16 protein-coding genes are annotated in these 20,533 nt (G+C 69.8%); 8 read left to right on the top strand and 8 right to left on the bottom strand.

Annotation, left to right across the window (positions count from 1 at the left end):
- Positions 1-786: 786 nt before the first annotated feature.
- Together ACFWBQ_RS26545 and ACFWBQ_RS26540 are read right to left on the bottom strand one after the other, a co-directional pair.
- A complete protein-coding gene (locus ACFWBQ_RS26545; protein ID WP_385498680.1) occupies positions 787-978 on the bottom strand; it encodes a hypothetical protein in 192 nt (63 codons plus the stop codon).
- A 453-nt stretch (positions 979-1,431) separates the two neighbouring features.
- Positions 1,432-2,256, bottom strand: coding sequence for an alpha/beta fold hydrolase (locus ACFWBQ_RS26540; RefSeq protein ID WP_385498675.1), 825 nt, complete (start codon positions 2,254-2,256; stop codon positions 1,432-1,434).
- A 333-nt stretch (positions 2,257-2,589) separates the two neighbouring features.
- On the opposite strand from ACFWBQ_RS26540, the gene ACFWBQ_RS26535 reads away from it, so the two are divergent.
- From ACFWBQ_RS26535 to ACFWBQ_RS26515, 5 genes are all read left to right on the top strand, one after another.
- On the top strand, positions 2,590-3,228 hold the full coding sequence (locus ACFWBQ_RS26535; RefSeq protein WP_385498668.1) for a Dps family protein: 639 nt from the start codon (positions 2,590-2,592) through the stop codon (positions 3,226-3,228).
- 427 nt (positions 3,229-3,655) lie between these two features.
- The gene (locus ACFWBQ_RS26530) at positions 3,656-4,807 is read left to right on the top strand and encodes a polyprenyl synthetase family protein (RefSeq protein ID WP_385498664.1); all 1,152 of its coding nucleotides are present in this window, start codon (positions 3,656-3,658) and stop codon (positions 4,805-4,807) included.
- Positions 4,804-6,366: a phytoene desaturase family protein gene (gene crtI, locus ACFWBQ_RS26525; RefSeq protein WP_385498655.1), complete on the top strand. Its 1,563-nt coding sequence runs from the start codon at positions 4,804-4,806 to the stop codon at positions 6,364-6,366. The genes ACFWBQ_RS26530 and crtI overlap by 4 nt, the downstream gene beginning before the upstream one ends.
- The gene (locus ACFWBQ_RS26520) at positions 6,353-7,348 is read left to right on the top strand and encodes a phytoene/squalene synthase family protein (RefSeq protein ID WP_385498648.1); all 996 of its coding nucleotides are present in this window, start codon (positions 6,353-6,355) and stop codon (positions 7,346-7,348) included. Before crtI ends, ACFWBQ_RS26520 begins: the two co-directional genes overlap by 14 nt.
- Positions 7,345-8,349 (top strand): DUF5914 domain-containing protein, encoded by a 1,005-nt coding sequence (locus ACFWBQ_RS26515; RefSeq protein ID WP_385498644.1) that lies wholly within the window; start codon positions 7,345-7,347, stop codon positions 8,347-8,349. The genes ACFWBQ_RS26520 and ACFWBQ_RS26515 overlap by 4 nt, the downstream gene beginning before the upstream one ends.
- On the opposite strand, the gene ACFWBQ_RS26510 is transcribed toward ACFWBQ_RS26515, so the two are convergent.
- The 5 genes from ACFWBQ_RS26510 to ACFWBQ_RS26490 all read right to left on the bottom strand — a co-directional run bounded on the left by ACFWBQ_RS26510 (position 8,298) and on the right by ACFWBQ_RS26490 (position 14,845).
- Positions 8,298-10,004: an FAD-dependent oxidoreductase gene (locus tag ACFWBQ_RS26510; protein ID WP_385498614.1), complete on the bottom strand. Its 1,707-nt coding sequence runs from the start codon at positions 10,002-10,004 to the stop codon at positions 8,298-8,300. The genes ACFWBQ_RS26515 and ACFWBQ_RS26510 overlap by 52 nt on opposite strands.
- Positions 9,932-10,666: a class I SAM-dependent methyltransferase gene (locus ACFWBQ_RS26505; protein WP_385498600.1), complete on the bottom strand. Its 735-nt coding sequence runs from the start codon at positions 10,664-10,666 to the stop codon at positions 9,932-9,934. The genes ACFWBQ_RS26510 and ACFWBQ_RS26505 overlap by 73 nt, the downstream gene beginning before the upstream one ends.
- Entirely contained in the window at positions 10,666-11,868 is a 1,203-nt protein-coding gene (locus ACFWBQ_RS26500) for a lycopene cyclase family protein (RefSeq protein ID WP_385498556.1), read from the bottom strand. The genes ACFWBQ_RS26505 and ACFWBQ_RS26500 overlap by 1 nt, the downstream gene beginning before the upstream one ends.
- Positions 11,869-11,875: 7 nt before the next feature.
- A complete protein-coding gene (locus tag ACFWBQ_RS26495) occupies positions 11,876-12,586 on the bottom strand; it encodes an SDR family NAD(P)-dependent oxidoreductase (protein WP_385498525.1) in 711 nt (236 codons plus the stop codon).
- Between the two features lie 630 nt (positions 12,587-13,216).
- Positions 13,217-14,845 (bottom strand): alpha/beta hydrolase, encoded by a 1,629-nt coding sequence (locus ACFWBQ_RS26490; protein WP_385498513.1) that lies wholly within the window; start codon positions 14,843-14,845, stop codon positions 13,217-13,219.
- A 359-nt stretch (positions 14,846-15,204) separates the two neighbouring features.
- On the opposite strand from ACFWBQ_RS26490, the gene ACFWBQ_RS26485 reads away from it, so the two are divergent.
- Both ACFWBQ_RS26485 and ACFWBQ_RS26480 read left to right on the top strand, forming a co-directional pair.
- The gene (locus tag ACFWBQ_RS26485; RefSeq protein WP_385498507.1) at positions 15,205-15,522 is read left to right on the top strand and encodes a hypothetical protein; all 318 of its coding nucleotides are present in this window, start codon (positions 15,205-15,207) and stop codon (positions 15,520-15,522) included.
- Positions 15,523-15,553: 31 nt separating this feature from the next.
- Positions 15,554-15,835, top strand: a complete 282-nt coding sequence (locus ACFWBQ_RS26480) for a hypothetical protein (protein ID WP_385498505.1) — start codon at positions 15,554-15,556, stop codon at positions 15,833-15,835.
- Positions 15,836-16,364: 529 nt separating this feature from the next.
- Here the strand turns inward: ACFWBQ_RS26480 and ACFWBQ_RS26475 are convergent.
- Positions 16,365-19,388 carry a family 16 glycoside hydrolase gene (locus ACFWBQ_RS26475; protein WP_385498501.1) on the bottom strand — a complete coding sequence of 1,008 codons (3,024 nt, stop codon included), beginning with the start codon at positions 19,386-19,388 and terminating at the stop codon, positions 16,365-16,367.
- Positions 19,389-19,748: 360 nt separating this feature from the next.
- On the opposite strand from ACFWBQ_RS26475, the gene ACFWBQ_RS26470 reads away from it, so the two are divergent.
- A complete protein-coding gene (locus tag ACFWBQ_RS26470; RefSeq protein WP_385498489.1) occupies positions 19,749-20,531 on the top strand; it encodes an integrase in 783 nt (260 codons plus the stop codon).
- The last annotated feature ends 2 nt before the right edge of the window (positions 20,532-20,533 follow it).

Below are 20,533 nucleotides of genomic sequence, written 5' to 3'. Positions count from 1 at the left end.
GGCGCCTTCGAAGGTGCTCCTGGACGCGCTGTGGGCGCCCTTGAGAAGACAGCGTCGACCTTGCCACTCATGACGGCGGGGGCGAAGTTCGGATGGAATGCGCCGTCCCCGTTCCCTGCCACGCAGCGCACGGGGAAGCTGTCCCGGAAGTCAGGGTTCTCGGAGAAACGGCTCCCCGGGTCGACGTGGTGGTCCCCGGTCGCGACGACGTACTGGCAGTCGCCGCCCGCGCTCTTTTCCACGAGATCGGCGATCACCGACGCGATCCTCTTGCTGACCGCGACGGGAACACTGCCGCCTTCACCGAAGTCGTTCTGTACATCACGAACACCCTTCAGCATTGCGGCACAAACGGCGAAAGGCTGCTGCGTGCCCTTCGGTGCGGTCCCAATTCGCCGGCCGTAGGCGGGGCGGGGTGCCGGTGAATCGGGAACCAGCGGAGCAAGGCCGCGACACCGACGCCTGAGCGGGTGGAGCAACTCCCCCGGGTCGCAACGCGCCGGACGTAGCGGGCCTCGCCACCGCCCTGAGCTCTGCGCTCGAACGGGCCGCACGGAGACTTCCGTGCGGCCCGTTGCTGTGACCGGAGCAGCGCCGATGGCCGAGCTTGGCTCGCACGCCGGGGCCCGCAGCCACGCAGGGTCCTCTTGTCCGGATCGGTGGGCAGCTGTTCCACTGTTCATTCAGCGGCCGGGCGCTGGGAGGCTCAGGCATGAGCCTCGTTGAGAACGTCCGAAACTGCCGACCTCCCGGTACGGAGTCCTGACTCCGCCGGTCGCGGAAGCGTCAGCCCTGTACCGGCACTCCGGCCTCTGGTGCGACAGCGGCCGGGGCCAGTGCTTGACCGGCGACGAATCCGCCGAAACTGAAAGCCTGATCCAGGATGGACGGGTTCTCGTCGGCTGCGGCCATGCCGGCGCCCCCCAGAGTGGCGGTTGCGGCGAGGGCCAGTGCAGCGAGAACAGTACGGACACGCATGTGTTCTTCCTCCCATGATTAGAGATCGGTAACGAAGGGTTGCCCAGGACCCCGGGATACGCACGGCCGCGGGCCCACATTCACTCGAATCGATCAATATGCCTGTGCATGAGAGGAGAATCAGGAGTAAAGGCGCGCCTCGCCGGGCGGCGCTGAGCCCCCTGCTGTGCGGCTGCCCCCGTTCCGGGTGATCCGGCGGGCCAGTGGCACGTACACAGTGGTCCCTGGCGATACGCAGACGGGCTTCCGGGTACGAGCAGTTGAGGACGGCCCTCGGGGAGACGCCCACGTGCCCCGTACTGGAGCGGTTCTTCGCCGGGGAAGCGGGTCCGCCGACCGCGCCGCGGTCTCCGGACCTGTCTTGTACCCACTCCCCCAAGGCGTTCGTCTCGGCCGGGAGACGGCGCTGAGCTCCTCACCGGTGAGCCGCTCCCTCACCCTCGCCGTCTCTCCTCACGTGTCTGAGGGGAACCCGGCGGTGAGGTAGGCCGACAGCTGCCCCGGTGCGTCTTCCTGGAGGAGGTGGCCCGCGCCCTCGATCCAGTGCAGCTCGGCGTGAGGAATGCGCGCGTGTAACCAGCTGGCGTACTTCGGGGGGAGGATGCGGTCCTCGCGGCCCCAGATGAGGCGTACCGGAAGCGATATCCCGCCCAGCAGGTTCTCGTACGCAGCAGTGTCCGCCTGCCTGATCTGGCTGTACTGACGATAGAACGCGGCCTGCCCTGCGGTCCCCCGCCACGGTGCGAGGAACGCGTCGAGGACTTCCGGCCGGAAGCCGACGTGCGTCGCGTGCCGCATATGGCTCGCGACCAGCGCTTCGTGAGCGTAGTCCGGAAGCTGCTGGAAGACATCCGAGTGCTCCAGGATGAGCTGGAAGAGCCCTCGCTCCCACTCACCGCCACTCACCGCGTCGAAGAGGGTCAGGTCCCGGTAGCTCCTCTCCTCCAGCAGCAGCGTCCGGAGTGCCACGGCCCCGCCGATGTCGTGGGCGACGATGCTGGGACAGGGCAGCTCCCAGTGGTCGAGGAGCCGGGCGAAATTCCTCGCGTGAGTCGCCAGGCTGAGGTCCTGGCCCTCGCGTTGGTCCGACTGGCCGAAGCCGAGATGGTCGAAGACGAAGACCGTGCGCGTACCGGCGAGCGCTGGAGCGATGTCCCGCCAGAGAAAGGAGGAATACGGGGTGCCGTGCACCAGAACGACCGGGTCTCCGCTGCCGAGGGCCCTCCACCGCACCGTGCCGTCAGGCGTCTCGAACTTCTCACCAAGCGTCCAGTCCACCCTTGCGTTCCTCTCCTGCTCCATGACCAGCACCCTTCGCCAAGGGCAGTTCGATGCTGCCCTGATAAGACGTCCAGTGCCTCCCGAACTCTGCTCGGTGTCACCGGACCGTGAGCGCGTGCCCACCGAACTCGGACGGAGGCGAGTTGGTGTCAACGACGTTTGAGTGCGCCGGCCAGAGGCCCAGGCGGGACGCGATCAGCGCCCCCGCCATGCGCGTCCCGGGTCAGATTTTCCAGGGCCGGTCAAGTGGTGTCGGGGGCGCACAGGCGTGGCTTGCGGAGTCCTGGGGGCAAATGAATGGCGTACGTCGTCCATCGTTGCAGGAGCATCATGCCGCCTCAGATTCCCATCCCGCGCTACACCGTTCCTGGCCTCAGCACCAAGGAAGGCGGCCGCCTGATCGACTTGTTGAATATGCGCCTGCACGCACTCAACGACCTGGCACTCACCCTGAAGCACATCCACTGGAATGTCACCGGCCCCCACTTCATCGCCGTCCACGAAATGCTCGACCCGCAGACCTCGGCGGTCCGTGGCATGGCAGACGCCACCGCCGAACGTATCTCGGCCCTGGGCGGTGTGCCGCAGGGCACCGCGGGCGTGCTGGTCGCCGAGCGAGCATGGGATGACTACAGCGTGGGCAGGGCTGACGCGATCGCCCACCTCGGCGCACTCGACCTCGTCTACGCAGGCATCATCGAGGGCCACCGGAAAGCCGCCGCGAAGGCAGCCTCCGTCGACCCGGTCACCGAGGACCTGCTCATCGAGCACCTCCGTTCCCTGGAACAGTTCCAGTGGTTCGTCCGCGCCCACCTGGAAAACGGTTCGGGGGCTCTCACCACGGCAGACGCCGGCAGCGAAGAGCAGGCCGCCGCGGCAGCCGGGCCGCCGCGCACGATCCCGGCGAAGAAGACGGCCAACACCAAGCGCACGGCCAAGAAGGCCACCGTCGCCAAACGCACCCGCTGACCGATGAATCGGCAGGACAGGACGGCAGGGATTCGCGCGCAGCCACACCTGGACGGTAGCGCCGGCCGACGGACCGATCCGGAGACACCGTTACGCGAAGCGCGTGCGGTCGAGCGGCGCAGTGCGGCCGTGTACGCACCTGTGTGGCTCGGCCGCCACGTAGGTAGCGCGTAGCTCAATGCCGCCGGTGGTCACGGCGATCCGAAGCGGGAAATCCCCAGGCTGCGGCGGAGAACTCGTTCGCCGCGATGGAGTGCTGGGGGGGCGGCGACCGGGTCGACCTCGGCGGCCAAGGACGGGCGGACGACGGAAACGCGCTTCGGGCAGCCGGTCGGAAAGCGCAACGGCACGCGCTGCGCTGGACGGTAGTCGATGCCTGTCCGCCAAGCACGCGCGTGCGAGCCATGAAGATCGAAAGGGGCTGTCCATGCTTGATACGCGGACGGAGCAGGCCGGCACCGTCGGCCCTACCGGTGGTCACGAGGCCCCGCGTACCGCTCGCGACGCCACCGTGGCCGTCAACGGCGTACTCGCGGACCATCTCGACTCAAGGCTGCGCGAGGCGCATCAGGTGAACAAGGTGTTCGCGCGGGAAGTCGCGGGCCGGGTCGCTGCGTTTGCCCAGCGAGGCGGAAAGCGGCTACGGACCGCCTTCCTGTGGTGCGGATGGCGAGCCGTCGGCGGCGAGAGGGATCCGCGAACACTCCTGCGGGTCGGAGCAGCCCTTGAGCTCCTCCAGGCGTGCGCGCTCATACACGACGACGTCATGGACGGATCCCCGATGCGCCGGGGCGCGCCCGCAGTCCACGCCGACTTTGCCCGTGTGCATCGCGCCATGAAGATGAACGGTACCCCTGAGACCTACTCGACCGCGGCTGCGGTGCTCGCGGGCGATCTGGCACTGTCGTGGGCCGACGACCTGCTCACCGACACCGCGCTCGCTTCACCACGTGGACGCCAGCTGCACAGCGAGTGGCAGGCGATGCGCTGCGAGATGGTGGCAGGGCAGTACTTGGACGTCCGTGCCCAGGCAACCGGCTCGTCCGCCGTGGAAGAAGCCTTGCGGATCGCCACGTTGAAGAGCGCTCTCTACACCGTGGAGCGGCCGCTCGCCCTGGGTGCTTCACTGGGCGACGCTGATGCCCGCACCTTGGAGTCGCTGCGGTCCGCCGGCCGGTGCGCGGGGCTGGCCTTCCAGCTCAGGGACGATCTGCTGGGTGCGTTCGGGGATCCGGCGGTGACGGGCAAGCCCGCCGATGAGGATCTGCGCGGGCGGAAGCTCACGTATCTCCTCGCGGTCGCCGTGCGGCTCGCTCACGCGTCGGATGATGCGGAGGCGGTTGCCACGCTCAAACCGGACGACATCGCGCGCTCCGACAACGAGGTCGCACGGATGCGCGCCGCCATGGAGCGCACGGGTGCACGCGCGGTGGTGGAGGCCGAGATCGCCGATCTGTCCGCACTGAGCCTGCGCCACTTCGCCACCGCTGGTGCGGATCGGCATGCCCAGCAGGAGTTCGCCTCGTTGGTGGAACGGGCCGTGGTCAGTGCCTCGGCCGGGCACGAGGAGAGCACGTGAGGACCGTGTCCGGGTCCACGGACCACGTGGTGGTGGTCGGCGCAGGTCTGTCCGGTCTGGCCGCTGCCCTGCACCTGCTCGGCGCGGGCCGTCAAGTGACCGTCGTCGAGCGGGACTCCGGACCGGGCGGTCGTGCCGGCCGAATCGAACTCGCCGGGTTCCGGGTCGATACCGGCCCGACCGTCCTGACCATGCCGCACCTGGCCGACGAGGCTTTTGCCGCCGTGGGCGACAGCCTCCACCGGCGGTTGGAGCTGATCCAGCTGCATCCGGCCTACCGGGCCCGGTTCGCCGACGGCACCCACGTGGACGTCCATACGGACGGCGATGCCATGGAGGCCGAGGTGCGTCGCTTCGCCGGCTCTGCCGAGGCCGAGGGCTACCGCAGGTTGCGCCTCTGGCTCCAGCGGCTGTACCGGGCGCAGATGCGCAGGTTCATCGATACCAATTTCGACTCTCCCTTCCAGCTCCTGCATCCGGACTTGGCCCGGCTGGCTGCCCTGGGCGGCTTCGGACGGCTGGATCCGCAGATCGGCAGGTTCCTCTCCGATGAGCGTCTGCGGAGGGTGTTCTCCTTCCAGGCGCTGTACGCGGGAGTGACACCGGCGAGGGCACTCGCCGCTTACGCGGTCATCGCCTACATGGACACGGTGGCGGGCGTCCACTTCCCCCGGGGCGGCATGCACGCGCTGCCCCGGGCCATGGCGGACGCGGCCGGCGACGCCGGGGGACAGTTCCGCTGGTCGGCCGAGGTGACCGAACTGGAATGCTCCCTCGGACGAGCACGGGCCGTACACCTGGCGTCCGGCGAGCGGATCGCCTGTGACGCCGTGATCATGACACCCGATCTGCCCGTCGTGCACCGCCTCATGGGGCGGGCTCCGCGGCGCCCGGTACGGCTGCGCCACTCCCCCTCCGCGGTGATCCTCCACGCCGGCACTGACCGCACCTGGCCTGAGCTGGCGCATCACACGATCTCCTTCGGCGCCGCGTGGGAGCGCACCTTCGACGAACTGACACGATCCGGACAGCTGATGAGCGATCCATCGCTGCTGATCACCAGGCCGACCACACACGACCCGGGACTCGCGCCGGAAGGAAAGCACCTGCACTACGTCCTGGCTCCGTGCCCGAACACCACGATCGGCCCGTCGGGCGACGCGTGGCACGACCTCGGACCGCGTTACCGCGACAGCCTGGTGGCCGAGCTGGAACGCCGCGGGCTGGACGGGTTCGGTGACTCCATCGACAGTGAGCTGCTGGTGACGCCGGTGGACTGGACGGCCCAGGGCCACGCGGCGGGCACACCGTTCTCCGTGTCCCACACCTTTGCCCAGACCGGTCCGTTCCGGCCGCGCAATCTTGTGCGCGGGTGGGACAACGTCGTCCTGGCCGGGTGCGGGACGACCCCCGGGGTGGGTGTTCCCACCGTGCTCATCAGCGGGAAGCTCGCCGCCGCCCGCATCACCGGCCTTCCCCGTCCGGTACGCGCAAAGCCGGCCGCCTCGGAACGGTCCGTCGTCCCGTCCTCGAGAGGCAGCGCCGATGACGCGTCGTGAACTGGACGCCGCCGGTATCACCGACCCCGGCCTTCGCGAGGCGTACGCGGGCTGCCGACGGCTCAACGCCCGCCACGGCAGGACGTACTTTCTGGCCACCCGTCTGCTGCCGGTGGAACGCCGCTGCGCGGTCCACGCCCTGTACGGGTTCGCACGCTGGGCGGATGACATCGTCGACGACCTCGACCGGCGGGAGACGCCGCAGGAACGCGATCGACTGCTGCGGCGACTGGAGAGCGACCTCACGCACGGCCTGCACGCAGGAAGCGGGGCGGAGCCGGTGGTGCGGGCGGTCGCGGACACCGCGGGCCGGTATGAAATCGACCCGCGGCTGTTCGCCGATTTCATGGCCTCCATGCGCAGCGATCTGAGCGTCACCGACTATCCGACGTACGCGGATCTACGGACGTACATGCACGGTTCGGCTGCGGTGATCGGGCTGCAGATGCTGCCCGTGCTCGGGACGGTGGTTCCCCGCGAGGAAGCGGCACCGCACGCCGCGGCCCTCGGCGTGGCGTTCCAGCTCACCAATTTCCTGCGTGACGTGGGCGAGGACCTGGACCGGGGGCGCGTCTATCTGCCGGTGGACCTGCTCGCTGCTCACGGGGTGGACAGGCCGATGCTGGAGTGGAGCCGCCGCACCGGCCGCCCTGATCCGCGCATCCGCGCCGCTTTCATGGCTGCCGACGCGATGACCCGGAAGGTGTACCGGGAGGCGGAGCCGGGCATCGGCATACTCGACCCGCGGGTGCGGCCCTGCATCCGTACGGCCTACACGCTGTACGCCGGCATCCTGGACGCGATCGCCGACGACGAGTACGCCGTGTTGCACCGCCGGTCCGTGGTGCCGCGTCGGCGCCGGGCTCTTGTTGCTGCCGCCGGACTTGTACGCATCATGGGCAGCAGGCTCCGCACCCGGGCCGCCGCCCCGCTGGTTTCCGTGCACGCGCCGGTGCCTCAAGGGGAGGAGTACGGCCGATGAAGGACCTGTCGGGCGAGGGCCGCTGGACGTCGCCGCTGCGGGTACGTCGGGGGCCGGGGTGGTTCGAACAGGCACCGACCTGGAGGGAGGCGAAGCCGTCCGTGATCTCTGACGCCCTCATGAGGGCGTCCGCGAGGCCCTCGGGGAACTGGTTCGTCGTCGGCGCATCCCGGGACATCGCCGGCGGCCGCCCGTACGGCAGGACCGTGAGCGGCGTGGAGGTCGTGCTGTGGCGTACACAGACGGGCCGAGTCCGGGCCGGGCCAGGCGTATGCCCGCACCTCGGGGCGCCACTGCGTAAGGGCAGGGTGGTGTGCGGGACGCTTGTGTGCCACTGGCACGGACTGGCCCTTCGGGGCGGCCCGTTCGCCGGCTGGGAGCCGTTCCCTGCTCACGACGACGGGGTGCTGGTGTGGGTACGCCTCGACGAGGCCGGGGGCGAGGCGCCGCTGGATCATCCCGTACTGCCCCAACGCCCGTCGCCCGCGAACGCGGTGGACTCGGTGTTCACCACGGTGGGGCGGTGCGAGCCGCAGGACGTGGTCGCGAACCGGCTCGACCCCTGGCACGGGTCCTGGTTCCATCCGTACTCGTTCGTCGACCTGCGGGTCGTGGACACCCCCCGGGGTGACCTCGACGACGCGTTCACCGTCGAGGTCTCGTTCCGGGTCGTCGGCCGCCTGGTGGTGCCCGTACGGGCGGTGTTCACCGCGCCCGAGCCGCGTACGGTCGTCATGCACATCACGGAGGGCGAAGGGGCCACCTCGGTCGTGGAAACGCATGCCACTCCTCTGACGCCCCATGGAGACCGGAGCCCGCGGACCGCCGTGGTCGAGGCGGTCGTCGCCTCGTCGGGCCGGCGAGGGTTCGCGCTGGCACGCGCGGTTGCCCCGGCGCTGCGTCCCCTTGTGCGTCGGGCGGCCGGCCGGCTCTGGCGTGACGACCTGGCCTACGCCGAGCGCCGCTGGTCGCTGCGCAGCGCGGGGCGCTTTCCCGGCTGAGGGTGCCCTCGGCCGGACATGGACGGTCGGTCCCGTGCGGCCAGTCCGGCAAGGGATCTCAAAGCCGGGGAACGGCCGGCACGCGGCACGGTCCACAGCACCTGCCCCCGGATTCCCCAGGCGGCGAGCAGGGCGTTGGCCGCCAGGAACCCCGAAGTCGCCGCGCGTTCCATCAGGGCCACGGGAAGACCGGTGCGGACCAGGTCGCCCGCCACCATCACGCGCGGGTGCGGCGTGCGTACGGATGGCCGACGGGCGTAGCCGCCCACTGTGAACATGGGGCAGTCCGCCCGCCATTCATGGCGGGCGTCGATGATTTGGGCATGCGCGGTCTCCGGGTAGACCTCGTGGAGCTGGGAGACAAGCCGCGCCTGGACATCCCTCTGCTCGGCTCCCCCGTCCACGGCGTAGGCGTGGAGTTCCACCACGGATCCGTTGGTTCGCCGCGCCCAGCGGGCCGCTTCACCTTCCCAGCGGTCGAGGACGCTGACGTTGTCCAGGCCGTCGTAGCCGCTGGTGCCGAGGAAACCGGGACGGTCGGGGCGTACGGGCCGGTCGAGCCACAGGCGGGATACCAGGAACGCCGGTGCGGTGCGCAGGCAGGCGATGCTTTCACGCCAGGCCGTGTCGCCCAGCTGGTCCGATGCGCCGACGACATGGCGTAGGCCGGCCGCGTCCAGAGCCAGGACGGCGGACTGGTAGCGATCGTTCGTCCGGTCGCTCTCGATGGTCAGGTCGCCGTCGTCGGCCGGCCGGATGCTGTGGGCCGCTGTGCCCGTGCGCACGTCCACGCCGAGGCGGTCCAGGTACCCGCCCAGCGGCTCCCACAAGGCTTGCGGGAACGGTTCGCTCGGTACGTCGAAGAGGAGGCCCTCGGACGAACCGAGGAAGTAGATGTGAAACATCAGCAGCATTTCGGCGGCGGACAGCTCGCGCGGGTCGGCGAAGAAGCTGCGCGAGAAGACTTCGAACGCCAGGTGCTGGGCGGCCTCGGGGAACCTGATGTCCGCCAGGAAGTCCGCCGCGCTGACCCTGTCGAACCGCTCGTACACCTCGGGCACCCGCACGTCGAGCATCGGCAGCGCGGAGCGCAGGTCCATCGCGGTCAGGTCGCGCCACCCGAACGTGGGGCTGATCGCGGCAAAGGCGAGTGCGCTCCAAGGTGGTGTCCGGGGCACATGGGCGAAGCTGTCGGTCAGGCCGCCGCTGTGGCGCAGGGGGTAGTCGGGCAGGGGCGTGAGTACCGAGAGCGCGGGATCCGTTCGGCGCAGCAGGCCGCGCAGGTTGTAGTACTGACGGAAGAAGGCGTGGAAGCCACGGCTCATGGTGGCCTCCGAGCCGTCGGCGAGGCGGGTGCGCCATCCGGCCAGGCGGCCGCCGAGCGACGCCTCGCGCTCGTAGAGGGTGACGCGGACGCCGCGTTCGGCGAGCGCCGTCGCGGCGGCGAGGCCGGCGATACCGCCGCCGATCACCGCGGTACGGGGTGCATCGCCTGTGAAGCGGTCCCGTCCCGGGGCGGGCAGGATCACCTCTGCCTTCCGGTCCCGGCCACGGCGGGCGGCGGTGGGCCGTGAGGTCGTCCTCACCGGGCGGCCGCCCGCTCGGGCCGGGAGCCGTTCTCGGCGAGGAACGTGTGAACCACACCGGTCTGCCATCCGGCGACGGGGACCGTGCGCACGCCGGTGAAGCCGGCCCGGGTGAGCCGGGAAGCGAAGGCGGGGGCCGTGTCGAAGGTGAGGACGCTGCGCCACAGGTGGTGGTAGAGCTCGCGGTCGCCGGTCAGCGTGCCCGCCGGCATGATCACTCCGCGGCACACGGTGTTCCACAGGATGCTGTGGAACGGGGAGCCGCTGAGACAGTACTCGTGCACGGCGAGGCGCCCTCCGGGCCGCAGGAGCGCGCGGACGGAGGAGAGTACGGCGTCCGGATCGGTGACGTTGCGGAGCAGGTAGGCGGCCAGGACTGCGTCGTAGGGGCCATCGCCGTCGGCCGACATGAGCTCCTCGGCGGTGAGGTGCAGGAAGCGCACGTTGTCGGGCCAGTGCTTGTCCAGCGCACGTTCGAGCATTCCGGCGGACGCGTCGACGGCTGTGATCCGCGCGTGCGGGCTCGCCCGCAGCAGTGCTCGTGTTGATGTGCCGGTGCCGCAGCCGAGGTCGAGCACACGCAGGCCGGCCCCGCCGTAAGGAAGGCGGAGCCGACGCGCGGAGCGGTTCAGCTCGGTGCGGTAGCCGGGGTTGGCAGCCGTGAGACGGTCGTACGTGGGGGCGGCGTGGTCGAAGGCTGCGGTGAGGTCGTGGTCTCGCAGAAGCGTCATCAGCGGCTCTCTTCGGGGGCGGTGGGGGCGCGGCGGGGAAGGAAGGGCAGTTCGGCAGCGGTGCGGAGCATGGGGACCACGGGGGTGCGCAGTCCGATGCCGAACTCCTCCCATGGCGTACTCCCGCCGTCGAGGAAGCGCAGCAGCCGCTCCATCGGAGTGCGGCGGAAGAGGTCGGTGAAGAAGCCGGGACCGTCGATCCGGCCTGTGTCGAGCGCTCGCAGTACAACCGCGTCCATCGCCAACGCCCGGCGGCCATGAGGACGCGGCACCGTCTCCGTGCCATCGCGGAGCGCTGCGGCGATGGCTCGGCTCTGGCGTTGAACGGCGGCGAACGTGTAGCCGGTTGCCGGCCGGGTGGCCCCTCCGGCGGCTCCGATACGGAAGACGGCCTTTCCGATTCTGCGCGGGAAGCGTGCGTCGGTCATGGGGATGACACCCTGCTCGGCGCTTTCGACGGTGAGCGGTCCCAGGCGCAGAACGTCGGTGGTGTAGCGCCGCAGGGCGGTCTCGTATGCGGCGGTCGACACGGCGGCCCGGGAGAATTCGGTGTACTCCACCAGTGCCCGGTCCGGTGCCAGGGGCAGGACGTAGCCGAACGCGAGCCCGTGAGGTGGCTGCGGCACACGGAAGTCCATCAGGTCCGCCACTTCGGGGTCGAAGCACGGGGTGGCTGTGCGGACGAACCAACCGCGGAAGTGCTGGAGCAGTGTGGTTCGGGCCGGCGGCAGACGGCGCAGGGGCCGTGAGTCGAAGACGTGTCCACCGCGCAGGGTCAGCGCTGCCCCTTCGGCAGTGGTGCAGGAGACCTCGGCTCCGCCTGTCACGTTACGCACGTCATGGGCTGTGGCGCGCAGGACCCGTGCAGTGGCGTAGTGAGCCAGCCGCGAGTGGACCAGTTCTTCGAAGGGCGCGGACCGCAGCATCCGGTAGCGCAGTGGCATGGGGTCGGAGGTGATGGTTCCGCCGTCCTGTGCCGTGATCCGCAGCCGCGGCCAGGAGGCTACGACGGCGTCCTCGAACTCGCCGGGCCCGTCGTCCCAGTAGCACCAGGTGCGTTCGGCCGGCCGCAGCGGGCCGTCGGGGGGCTCGATGACGGTCACGTCCGTGGTTCCCGTTCGCGTCAGCCAGTGCGCCAGACACAGCCCGGCCGCCCCGCCGCCGACGACGATCGCGTCTGCCCGTCCCGCTTCCTCGGGCACCGGCCGCTCACCGGGCCCGTTGTTCGAGGAAGGGCATCCCGTCAGGGCCGGTACGTACGCTCTCGGCGTCCGTCGCCAGGGCGTCGGCCACCGCGTGAACGGCGACAGTGAGATCACCCGCGTGCGGCAAGGAGGGCGGGATGCCGACGACGGCCCGGTCGGCGAAGCCGGTGTCCAGATGCCCGAGGCGGATGTCCAGCACATGGATGCCTGCGGGGCGGACCTCACGGCGCACGGCGCTGAGCCAGGCGCCCAGCGCGGACTTCGAGGCGCTGTAGTCGGCCATCCCGGGCTGCGGGCGCTCGGCCACCACACCGGTGATCGCGGCGATCGTGCCACCTGCGCCGAGTACGCCGAGCGCGGCACGGAAGAACGCGGCGGGCGCGAGGGCGTTCACCGTCATCAGGTGCTCGGCGATGTCGTCACCCACGGCGTCGGCCTTCCCGAAGGCCACTGAGCCGAACGCCGTCAGGACTGCGTCCAGGCCGCCGTGTGCGCCCGCAGCTGTGTCCACCGCGCGGGCGCACGAGTCCGGAGCGTACGCGTTGAACAGGACCGTGGGAGCGCCGCCGAGTTCCTCGGCGGTGCGAGCCAGGCGCGTCCCGTCCCGGCCGGCCAGGACGAGACGCGCACCGCGAGACCGGAGTTCGGCTGCCACGGCTGCGCCGATGACTCCCGTTGCGCCGGCGACCAGGACACGCGCGCCGTCAATTTCCACGTCTCGCTCCGTATCGCCTGGTCCGGTTGCCGACTTGACTCCGGCCGGTCGTGCGCACGAGTGCGCCTGCGCGTGGCTGGGTGGTCATCGTCGCGGCAGGTCAGCCATCCCGCGCGGCACGCGTACCCGATGCCGGGCCAGCCGGCACGACGCTCACTGCGGCACGACTCAGGTCGGCTACGCAGGCGATGCCCACCGGACCGGTACCGACGACGAGGGTGCCGGGCGGAGGACGCTGCTGATCGGTCATCATCCGTAAGCCGACCACGAACCGGACGCCGATGCCAGGAACCTCGACGGGCATCATCCCATTTGTGACGAAACCGCCGGACGTCACCCGGTGACGACCGCCTCCGGCGCCGTCAGCGCTTCGACGAGTCCCGACAGCCGCAGCCGGCCGGGCACCGCGTGCCCGGCCTGTCCCGATCGTCAGCACGACCGGCTGCCTTCGGGCTCCGCGTACCTTCCCCCCGGCGGCGAGCCCCGGCTGCCCTGCCGCTATGGGATCCGGCCCGCTGCGCGATCAGGGAGACGAGACGTGCCGGGGGGAAGGTTCCCGTAGCGACAGGCCCCGGGCCGACTGCGGTCCGGAGCCTGTCGCTGTGAGCTGTGAGCCGGGGGATGGCGTGTTCAGGAGACGATGCCGGCCATTCCGCCGCCACCGGTGGCGACGCCGCCGCTCGGCTTGGGGGCGGAGAAGGGGGGCGTGTCCTGCCGGCACTTCGTGCCGACAGGCGGAAGCGTGCCGTCGATGAAGTAGCGGCTCTCGTGCTCCTGGATGCAGCTGCTGGGGTTGAGCAGTGCGGTGTGCCCGTACCCCTCGTTGGTGAGCAGGCGGGCGTCGGCCAGTTCTTCGACCATGGCCTGCGAGTTCGGGTAGGCAGTGGAGGGGTCGTAGGCGGTGCCGACCACCAGGACGGGATTCGCGGTCGGCTTGTTCCAGGGGCCGAGGTAGCGGTCGGGGGAGGCCGGCCAGGTGGCGCACCCAGCGGCCGCCCAGGTCCAGAAGCGTCCGGCGTCGCCCGCACGGGCGGCGGCGGCCTCCTCCAAGGCGTGGTAGACACCGGGGTCGCGCGGATTGGGGCTGTCGCCGCAGAGCACCGCGGCGGCCTGTTCCTCGCCCAGGTACGGATTCGGATCCGGGACCGGCGGTGCGGGCGGGAAGGGGGCCGGCTCCGGGGCGCGGCCCTGCCACAGCTCCTCCAGCCGGCCTGCGAGGTCGGCCCACCCGCTGACGAGGTAGAGGCCGTTCACCGCGTCCGCGACCGTGCGGGCATAGGTCCAGGTGTCCACGGGCTTCTTCCGGAGCCGCTGCGTCAGCTGATCGAACTTGTCCCGGGTCGCTTTCGGCGTACCGGCGGAGAAGGCACAGCGGGCGGTGGTGGTGGAACCGCACAGGTCGAGGAACTTGTCCAGGGTCGCTGCCGCGCTGCGGTCCGAGCCGACGCGCAGGAATGTCGTGAGCCGGGCGTCGTCGGACGCGTCGTTCGTCCAGGCCGGGGGGCCGATGTTGCTGTCGAGGGTCATGGCCCGGACCTTGCCGGGGAAGAGGTTGGCGTAGGTGGCGCCCAGGATCGTGCCGTAGGAGATCCCGTAGTAGTTGAGCTGCGGCTCGCCCACCGACCGGCGGAGCTGGTCCAGGTCGCGAGCAGTGTCGGCGGTCGACACATGGCTGAGGAGCTCGGGGTCCTTCTGCTGACAGCGCCGCACCAGATCCTTGTACGCGGCGATGAAGTCCGTCCGCTCCTTCTCGCCCACCGGGAAGCCCGCCGCCTTGCTCGCGCTCCAGTCGGCGGCCTCCTGGGGGCTCGCGAAGCAGTTCACCGCGGTGCTGCTGCCGATTCCGCGGGGGTCCCAGCTGACGATGTCGAACCGCTCCCGCACCTCGCGCGGGAAGAACTCGTAGTTCTGCGGCATCTGAACCGTCCCGGGCCCGCCGGGGCCGCCGGGGTTGAAGAACAGGGTGCCGATGCGCCGTCCGGGTCCGGTTGCCTTCCGTTTGATGACTGCCAGTTCGATGGTGCGACCACCTGGGTTCTTGTAGTCCAGTGGCACCTTCGCGGTCGCGCAGTCGAAGGGACTGCCTTGGATGCAGGGTCTCCAGTCCAGCCGCGGGGCGGGCACCGACGGTGTGGGCGCACCGTCGGCCGTGACGGGGCCCTGCCCGGTCAGTACCGTCGAGCAGGCCATCACCGCGGCGATGACTGCGGCATGACGTCGCCGACCCGCTATGAATCCGCGCAGGGGGTGTGCGGGCATACTCCGGCCTTCCTCTTGGTGTCCGAGCGCCCGAGACCTCCGATGACCTGGCCCTCGGCACGCATCCGTGTCAACAACACAGCGGCCCCGTATCGCGCGCGAGGCAGCCGCAGCCGAATGGCCGATCTCCTGCCACCGTGGACGAGGCCCACCGCATCAGCGCCGGCGCGCACAGCCTGAGCTGTCGTCCACGCCAACACCCGGGTATCCCCGCCGAGCGGCGCCTCTGCTGGACCGCAACCCCCAGGGTGTGGCCGGCCGGTGCGGTCGGCCGCCGCAGTCCGGGTGAGCCGGCGGCCGACTGAGATTTCGCTCATGCCCCCTCGACGGAAACCCGGCCGTCCCTCACCATGGCTGTCATGTCCACCACACTGCGAGCGGGCGTCACCCTGTCCTTGACCGCCGCCTTCGCCCTGATGGCCGCCGGAATCTCGCAGGCTGAGCCCACGGTGCCGGAGCACGCGGTCATCGTCTGCGACAGCGCGAGCTTCTACGCGAACTACGACAGCTCCTCCGGCCCGGCCGGCCTCAAACGGACCCTGTTCCGTGGCGACAAGGTCGGGCACACCCGTGGCGCCCATCCCGTCTACAACGGCTGGGCGGCCACGTTCGACTTCGGCCCGAACGACTGGGGCTTCGTCAGGCAGGAATGCCTGGGCGGCTTCGGATCCTGGTGACCGAATGCCGCCACGACAGAACGGACGACACGTGACCCGAACGAGCAAGCTCACAGTCCTGGTCCTGGCCGCCGCCATGGCAGCCATGACGGTCGGCCCGGCCGACGCCGCGGACGGCAGGGTGGGACAGCGCGAAACCGTCTGCGCCCAGGACCTCTTCGTACGGGTCACCGCCCCCCATGGAGCATGGATGGGCACCCTGTACCGGGGTCAGACCTTCCTCGTCGAACAAGGCGGCGGAGACTGGGTCTACGGCTTCGCCTACGGAGACATCAACCGCCGGGGGTGGGTGCAGAACGGCTGGTTCTGCTGAGGGTCTCGCCGCCGCCCACACATCGCGGTCCGCCGTCGCGCAAGGGGTGCGGTGCCGCTGTGTCATCGAGGTCCAGGGCGGCAGGTGTAAACGCTTCGACCTGCCGGCCCGCTGCACCATGGCTTCGGAGGCTCACGGCATTCCCCGCCCCTACTGACCGGGTGACAGACGCGAGCCGACTCCTGAGGTGTGAACGTCGTGCCCTGCCCCGAGCGCGGACGCCAGCAGGGTCCGGACTGCACGAGGTGACCCGGTAGCGGGGGGTGGAAAGAGCCTGCATCTCCAGGTTGCCCGGATCGCCCGGTCGGCGTGTGTACCTCGACGGCCGATTCGCCACGGCCATCCCCTGCCTGCACTGCGCCATGGCCGAAGCGTTCCTGGGACCCGGCAGCCACTTCGGCGGACATCCGCCTGCGGCCAGATGTCGGGGCGGTCCAGTGGCCGGTTGCGCCACTGGACCGCCCAGTTCCGCGGCGACCGTATCGGTGGCCCGCGGGATCAGGTCTCGGTTCCCGTCTCCCCCCGGCTGTCAGCCGAGCGGTTCGATCCAGAGATTCCTGAAGCGGACCTTGTTGCCGTGGTCCTGGAGCCGGATCGCGCCGGCCGCAGCCGATTCGGCATCGCCTGCCCCGGTCGGGCCGTCGACCGCCACGTTGTCGTGGACCTTCTTGCCGTTCCACACCACGGTGATCCTGGCGTCGTCGGTCTTCTCGCCCGCGGCGTCGAAACGGGCCGCACGGAAGACGATGTCGTACGTCTGCCAGGTCTCGGGGGCGGTGGCGGCGTTCAGGTCGGCGGCCTTCTTGTTGTAGATGGAGGCGGCCTCGTTCGCGGCGAGCTTCTCCACTCCGAAGGAGTCCAGGATCTGGATCTCGTACCGCTCCTGGAGGTAGATGCCGCTGTTGCCGCGGTCCTGCCCGGTGACGTCGTCCGGCAGCTTCGGCACCCGGAATTCGGCATGCATTCTGAAGTCGCCGAATGCCTGCTTGGTACGGATGTCTCCGCAGCACACCTCGATGGAGTCCTCGGCGGTGTGCGGCCACTCGACACCACGGCCGTCGGTGTGCTGCCAGCCGGTGGAGACGCTCCCGCCGGAGAACAGGTCGATGCGGCTGCCGGGTCTGCGCACCTCGATCATGTCGAGGTTGACGTGGCCGGTGTCCTCGGGCCGGAAGGTGTAAGTGATGGTGTTGTGGCCCTTGCGCAGGTCAAGCCGCTCGGGCCGGGTGGACCAGCGGTTCCAGCCGCCGGTGGACGGAAGGCTGGTCTGCTGCGGCTGTCCGCCGTTGACGCTGACGCCGATCGTCTTGGTACCGGTGAAGGGGTCGGGGCCGTTGGCATAGCGCAGTCCCACGTCGAAGGTGCCCTTCACGGGTGCGTCGACGTCGAAGGTCGCGGTGGCGCCCTGTGTGCCGAAGCCGTCGACGAAGCCGCCCCCGGTGTAACCGGCATGCTCGGTGTCGATGCCCGCTCCCCCGGAGAGTCGCGCTGACTCGGCGTCGTACGCGGTAACGGGCGACTCGGGGCCCGGGCGTGCGTTCAGCGTGTACCAGGCCTCGGTGGACCAGAGTTGTTCACCGTCGGCCGAGGCGAACGGGCGCGGCGAGCGTACGTGCACCACCCGGTCGGCCTTCAGGCCGGGGACGGTGATCCTGACCGTGCGACGGTCGTCGGATATGCGGGCGGCCGCGACGGGGAGTGTCTCCTCGTCGATCTTCGGTCCCCCGTACGCGGGGGTGGGGACGTAACGCCACTGCTCGACGGAGTAGGCGCCGCTCGTCAGCTTGGCGACTGTTTCCTCCGACAGAGGCTTGGTGTAGCTGAGTTCGAAGCCGTCGCGGGTGGCGCGCATGGTCTTGATGTCGAAGACGCTCTTGCCGTTCGGCGTGAGCTTCTGAAGGCCGAAGCGGAGTTTGCCTTCCTGGCCCCAGTTGCCGTCGGCGCCGAGGCCGCCCGCGTAGATCGCGCCGTCCGGTCCGGTACTGATTCGGGTGATGCCTGCTTCCAGGCCCTGTGTGTGCCGAAACACCGCGCCCTGGTATTCGCCGTCCACCTTCTCCAGGTCGGCGCGCTGGATTCCGCCGTAGGTGACGTCGCCGAAGAGCAGCTGTCCGGCGAAGGGGCCCTTCTTCAACAGCATCGGTGTGCTGGGTGAGTTGGCTATTTCGTTCTGCGGCAGCCACAGCACCGGCTTGGTGGGCGTGCGGTCGTCGAACGGGCCGTCCGGGTTGGTGTAGTGGTTGAAGAACCGGTCCTGTTTGACATGGACCAGTTTGGAGGCGGGCAGCCAGCCGCCCTGGTTGTCGGTGACGAAGAGCTCGCCCTCAGGGCCCCGTCCCATCCCGTTCGGTGTACGTAGGCCACCGGCCAGGTAACTGACCTTCCCTGTGGCCTTGTTGACCTTGATGGTGGTGCCACGGTTCGCAGCCGGCTGCGGATCGGTCGTCGCGCCGCCGTAGTTGATGGCGACGGACAGGTTCAGGTAGAAGTTCCCGCCCTCGTAGAGGAGGCCGAAGGCGAACTCATGGAAGTTCCCTCCGTACGGCCACTCGGCGACCTTGCGGATCTCGCCCGCGGTGTTGTCGCCCTCGGAGTCGGCCAACTCGGTCAGCTGGTGCTTCTCCGAGACGTACAGCTTTCCGTCGACGTACTTGATCCCCATCGGCTCCCTCAGGCCGTCGGCGATCTTCTTGTAGGTGACCTGCTCCGGGCCGGTGTCACCCGTGACGTGGTCGAGGACGTACACCTCTCCCCGGGTCTCGCTGCTGCCGCCCCAGGTGGTCACGGCGAGCCGGCCGTCCGGCAGCCAGTCCATCGCGGAGACCTGCGGCTCGAAACCGGCGGGACGCAGGTCGGTGAGGGTGTAGCCGGGGTTGACCGAGGTCAGCGGGAGGCCGTCGCCGGGGGTGTCATACGCGCCCTCGCACTCCTTGCGCCCGGGGGCGGTGACCCGGACGACGTCGGCGTCGGTACTGAGCACGGAGTTCGGGACGAGGGTGAAGTCGGCTGCGCCCGGTGGCTTCCACTGGAGGGTGACCTGCTGGCCGCCGCCGCGGTCGAAGTGGTCGACGTGCAGGGCGTGGTAGCCAGGAGTGAGGGTGATCTCACCGTCCTTGGGTTCGGCTCCGTGCAGTCCGTCGTGGTCGATGACCTGCTGACCGCCGATGAAGAGGCGGGAGCCGTCGTCGCTGATCAGACGGAAGGCGTACGTACCGTCGGCGGGAACGTTGATGTTGCCGATGATCTGCGACACGAAGTTGTCGGTGAATCCGAAGCCGTCCGTGGAGGACCAGTCGGCAGCGGGTATCAGCTTGTCGACGTTGGGGGTCTGGGCGGGCTTGAGGTCGCAGAGCTCGTTCAGCGGGGACTGGATATCGAAGACGCGGAGTGTGACACCGGGTTCCTGGGGCGGCAGGTCCGCGAAGGGCTTCTCGTCCGCGCCGGCGGTGGCGGCGGCGAGGCCGCTGGTGAGAAACACCGAGAGGAACAGCCCGGTGATTCTTCGTGCTCCGGAGCGATGGCTACGGAGGTTCGGGTACTTGCGTGGCGTCACTCTTCCTCCTGCTGGGCGCTGCGATGCGGCGCGACCGGGGCGGCCCGCGTCCGCGCAGTGGAGTTCGTGCACGTACGAGTGGTGCGGTTGCCTTCCGCTCTGTTGCATGCGGACTTCCGCGCGAAATCGACGCCCAGCGTACGAACATCGCACCGAACCGTCCATACTTTGTCCTCAACGAGGAGAAACTCATGGAGAGTTGCCCAGTCCCACCAAGGCTTGAGGAACCGGACACACCTGCCCGCAAGGGCCCGACGCGTCTGCACAGCAGCACACGTGTGTGCACCCCGAGCTCGTCGACGGTTGTTAAGGTCGACGCCTTCAACGGCGGGAGGGCGGCGTCAGGCCATGCGGGTGACGATGACGAGCGCCGCGGCGCGGACCGGCCGAGTGAACGAGGACTTCACTGGCGCCGTACCGGCGGCCGCGGTACTGATCGACGACGCCAACATCTCCGGGACCGAATCGATCTGCCGGCACGGCGTGGCCTGGTACGCCGGCCGCCTGGGAGGCACTCTCCTCAGTCTCTTGTCACTCGTGCGGGACCGCAGTCTTTCCACGCTGCTCGCCGAGGCCATCGAGCAGGTGACGGACGATCACCGGGACACCTGCGACGTCGCCGACCCCATCAGCCCGTCGGCGACCGTAGCCATCCTGCGCCTGTCCGACGGCCTCATCGAGCACCTCGTGCTCGGTGACTCGGTCCTCGTACTCGGCAGAGCAGACGGTGCGCCGCTCGTCATGTCCGATCCTCGGGAGGTGATCATCAGCCGGTCGTACCGGTCCGCGCTCGAGGCCGCCCCAACGGGCAGCGACGAGTACCACCGAGTCCTCCGAGAGCTGCGCGCCAACCGGAACCAACCGGGCGGCTTCTGGGTGGCCAAGAACGACCCGCGGGCCGCGGACGAGGCGATCACCGGAAGCTGTCCGCTCTCCGAGCTGACCGCTGCCGTCCTGCTCAGCAACGGGGCCGGCCGCATCGTGGACCGGTTCCGGCTGGCTGACTGGCCAGGGGTCTTGGCCGTCCTGGCCTCGAGCGGACCCGCAGAAATCATCCATCGTGTCCGGCAGGCGGAGGCTCGCCACGCAGTGGAGGCGGACGATGCGACGATCGCGTACTGCACCGACCTCGGCGGTACCTGACC

Source organism: Streptomyces sp. NPDC060035, assembly GCF_042736635.1.
GTDB lineage: Bacteria > Actinomycetota > Actinomycetes > Streptomycetales > Streptomycetaceae > Streptomyces.
This window is presented reverse-complemented; position numbering and strand designations above follow the sequence as displayed.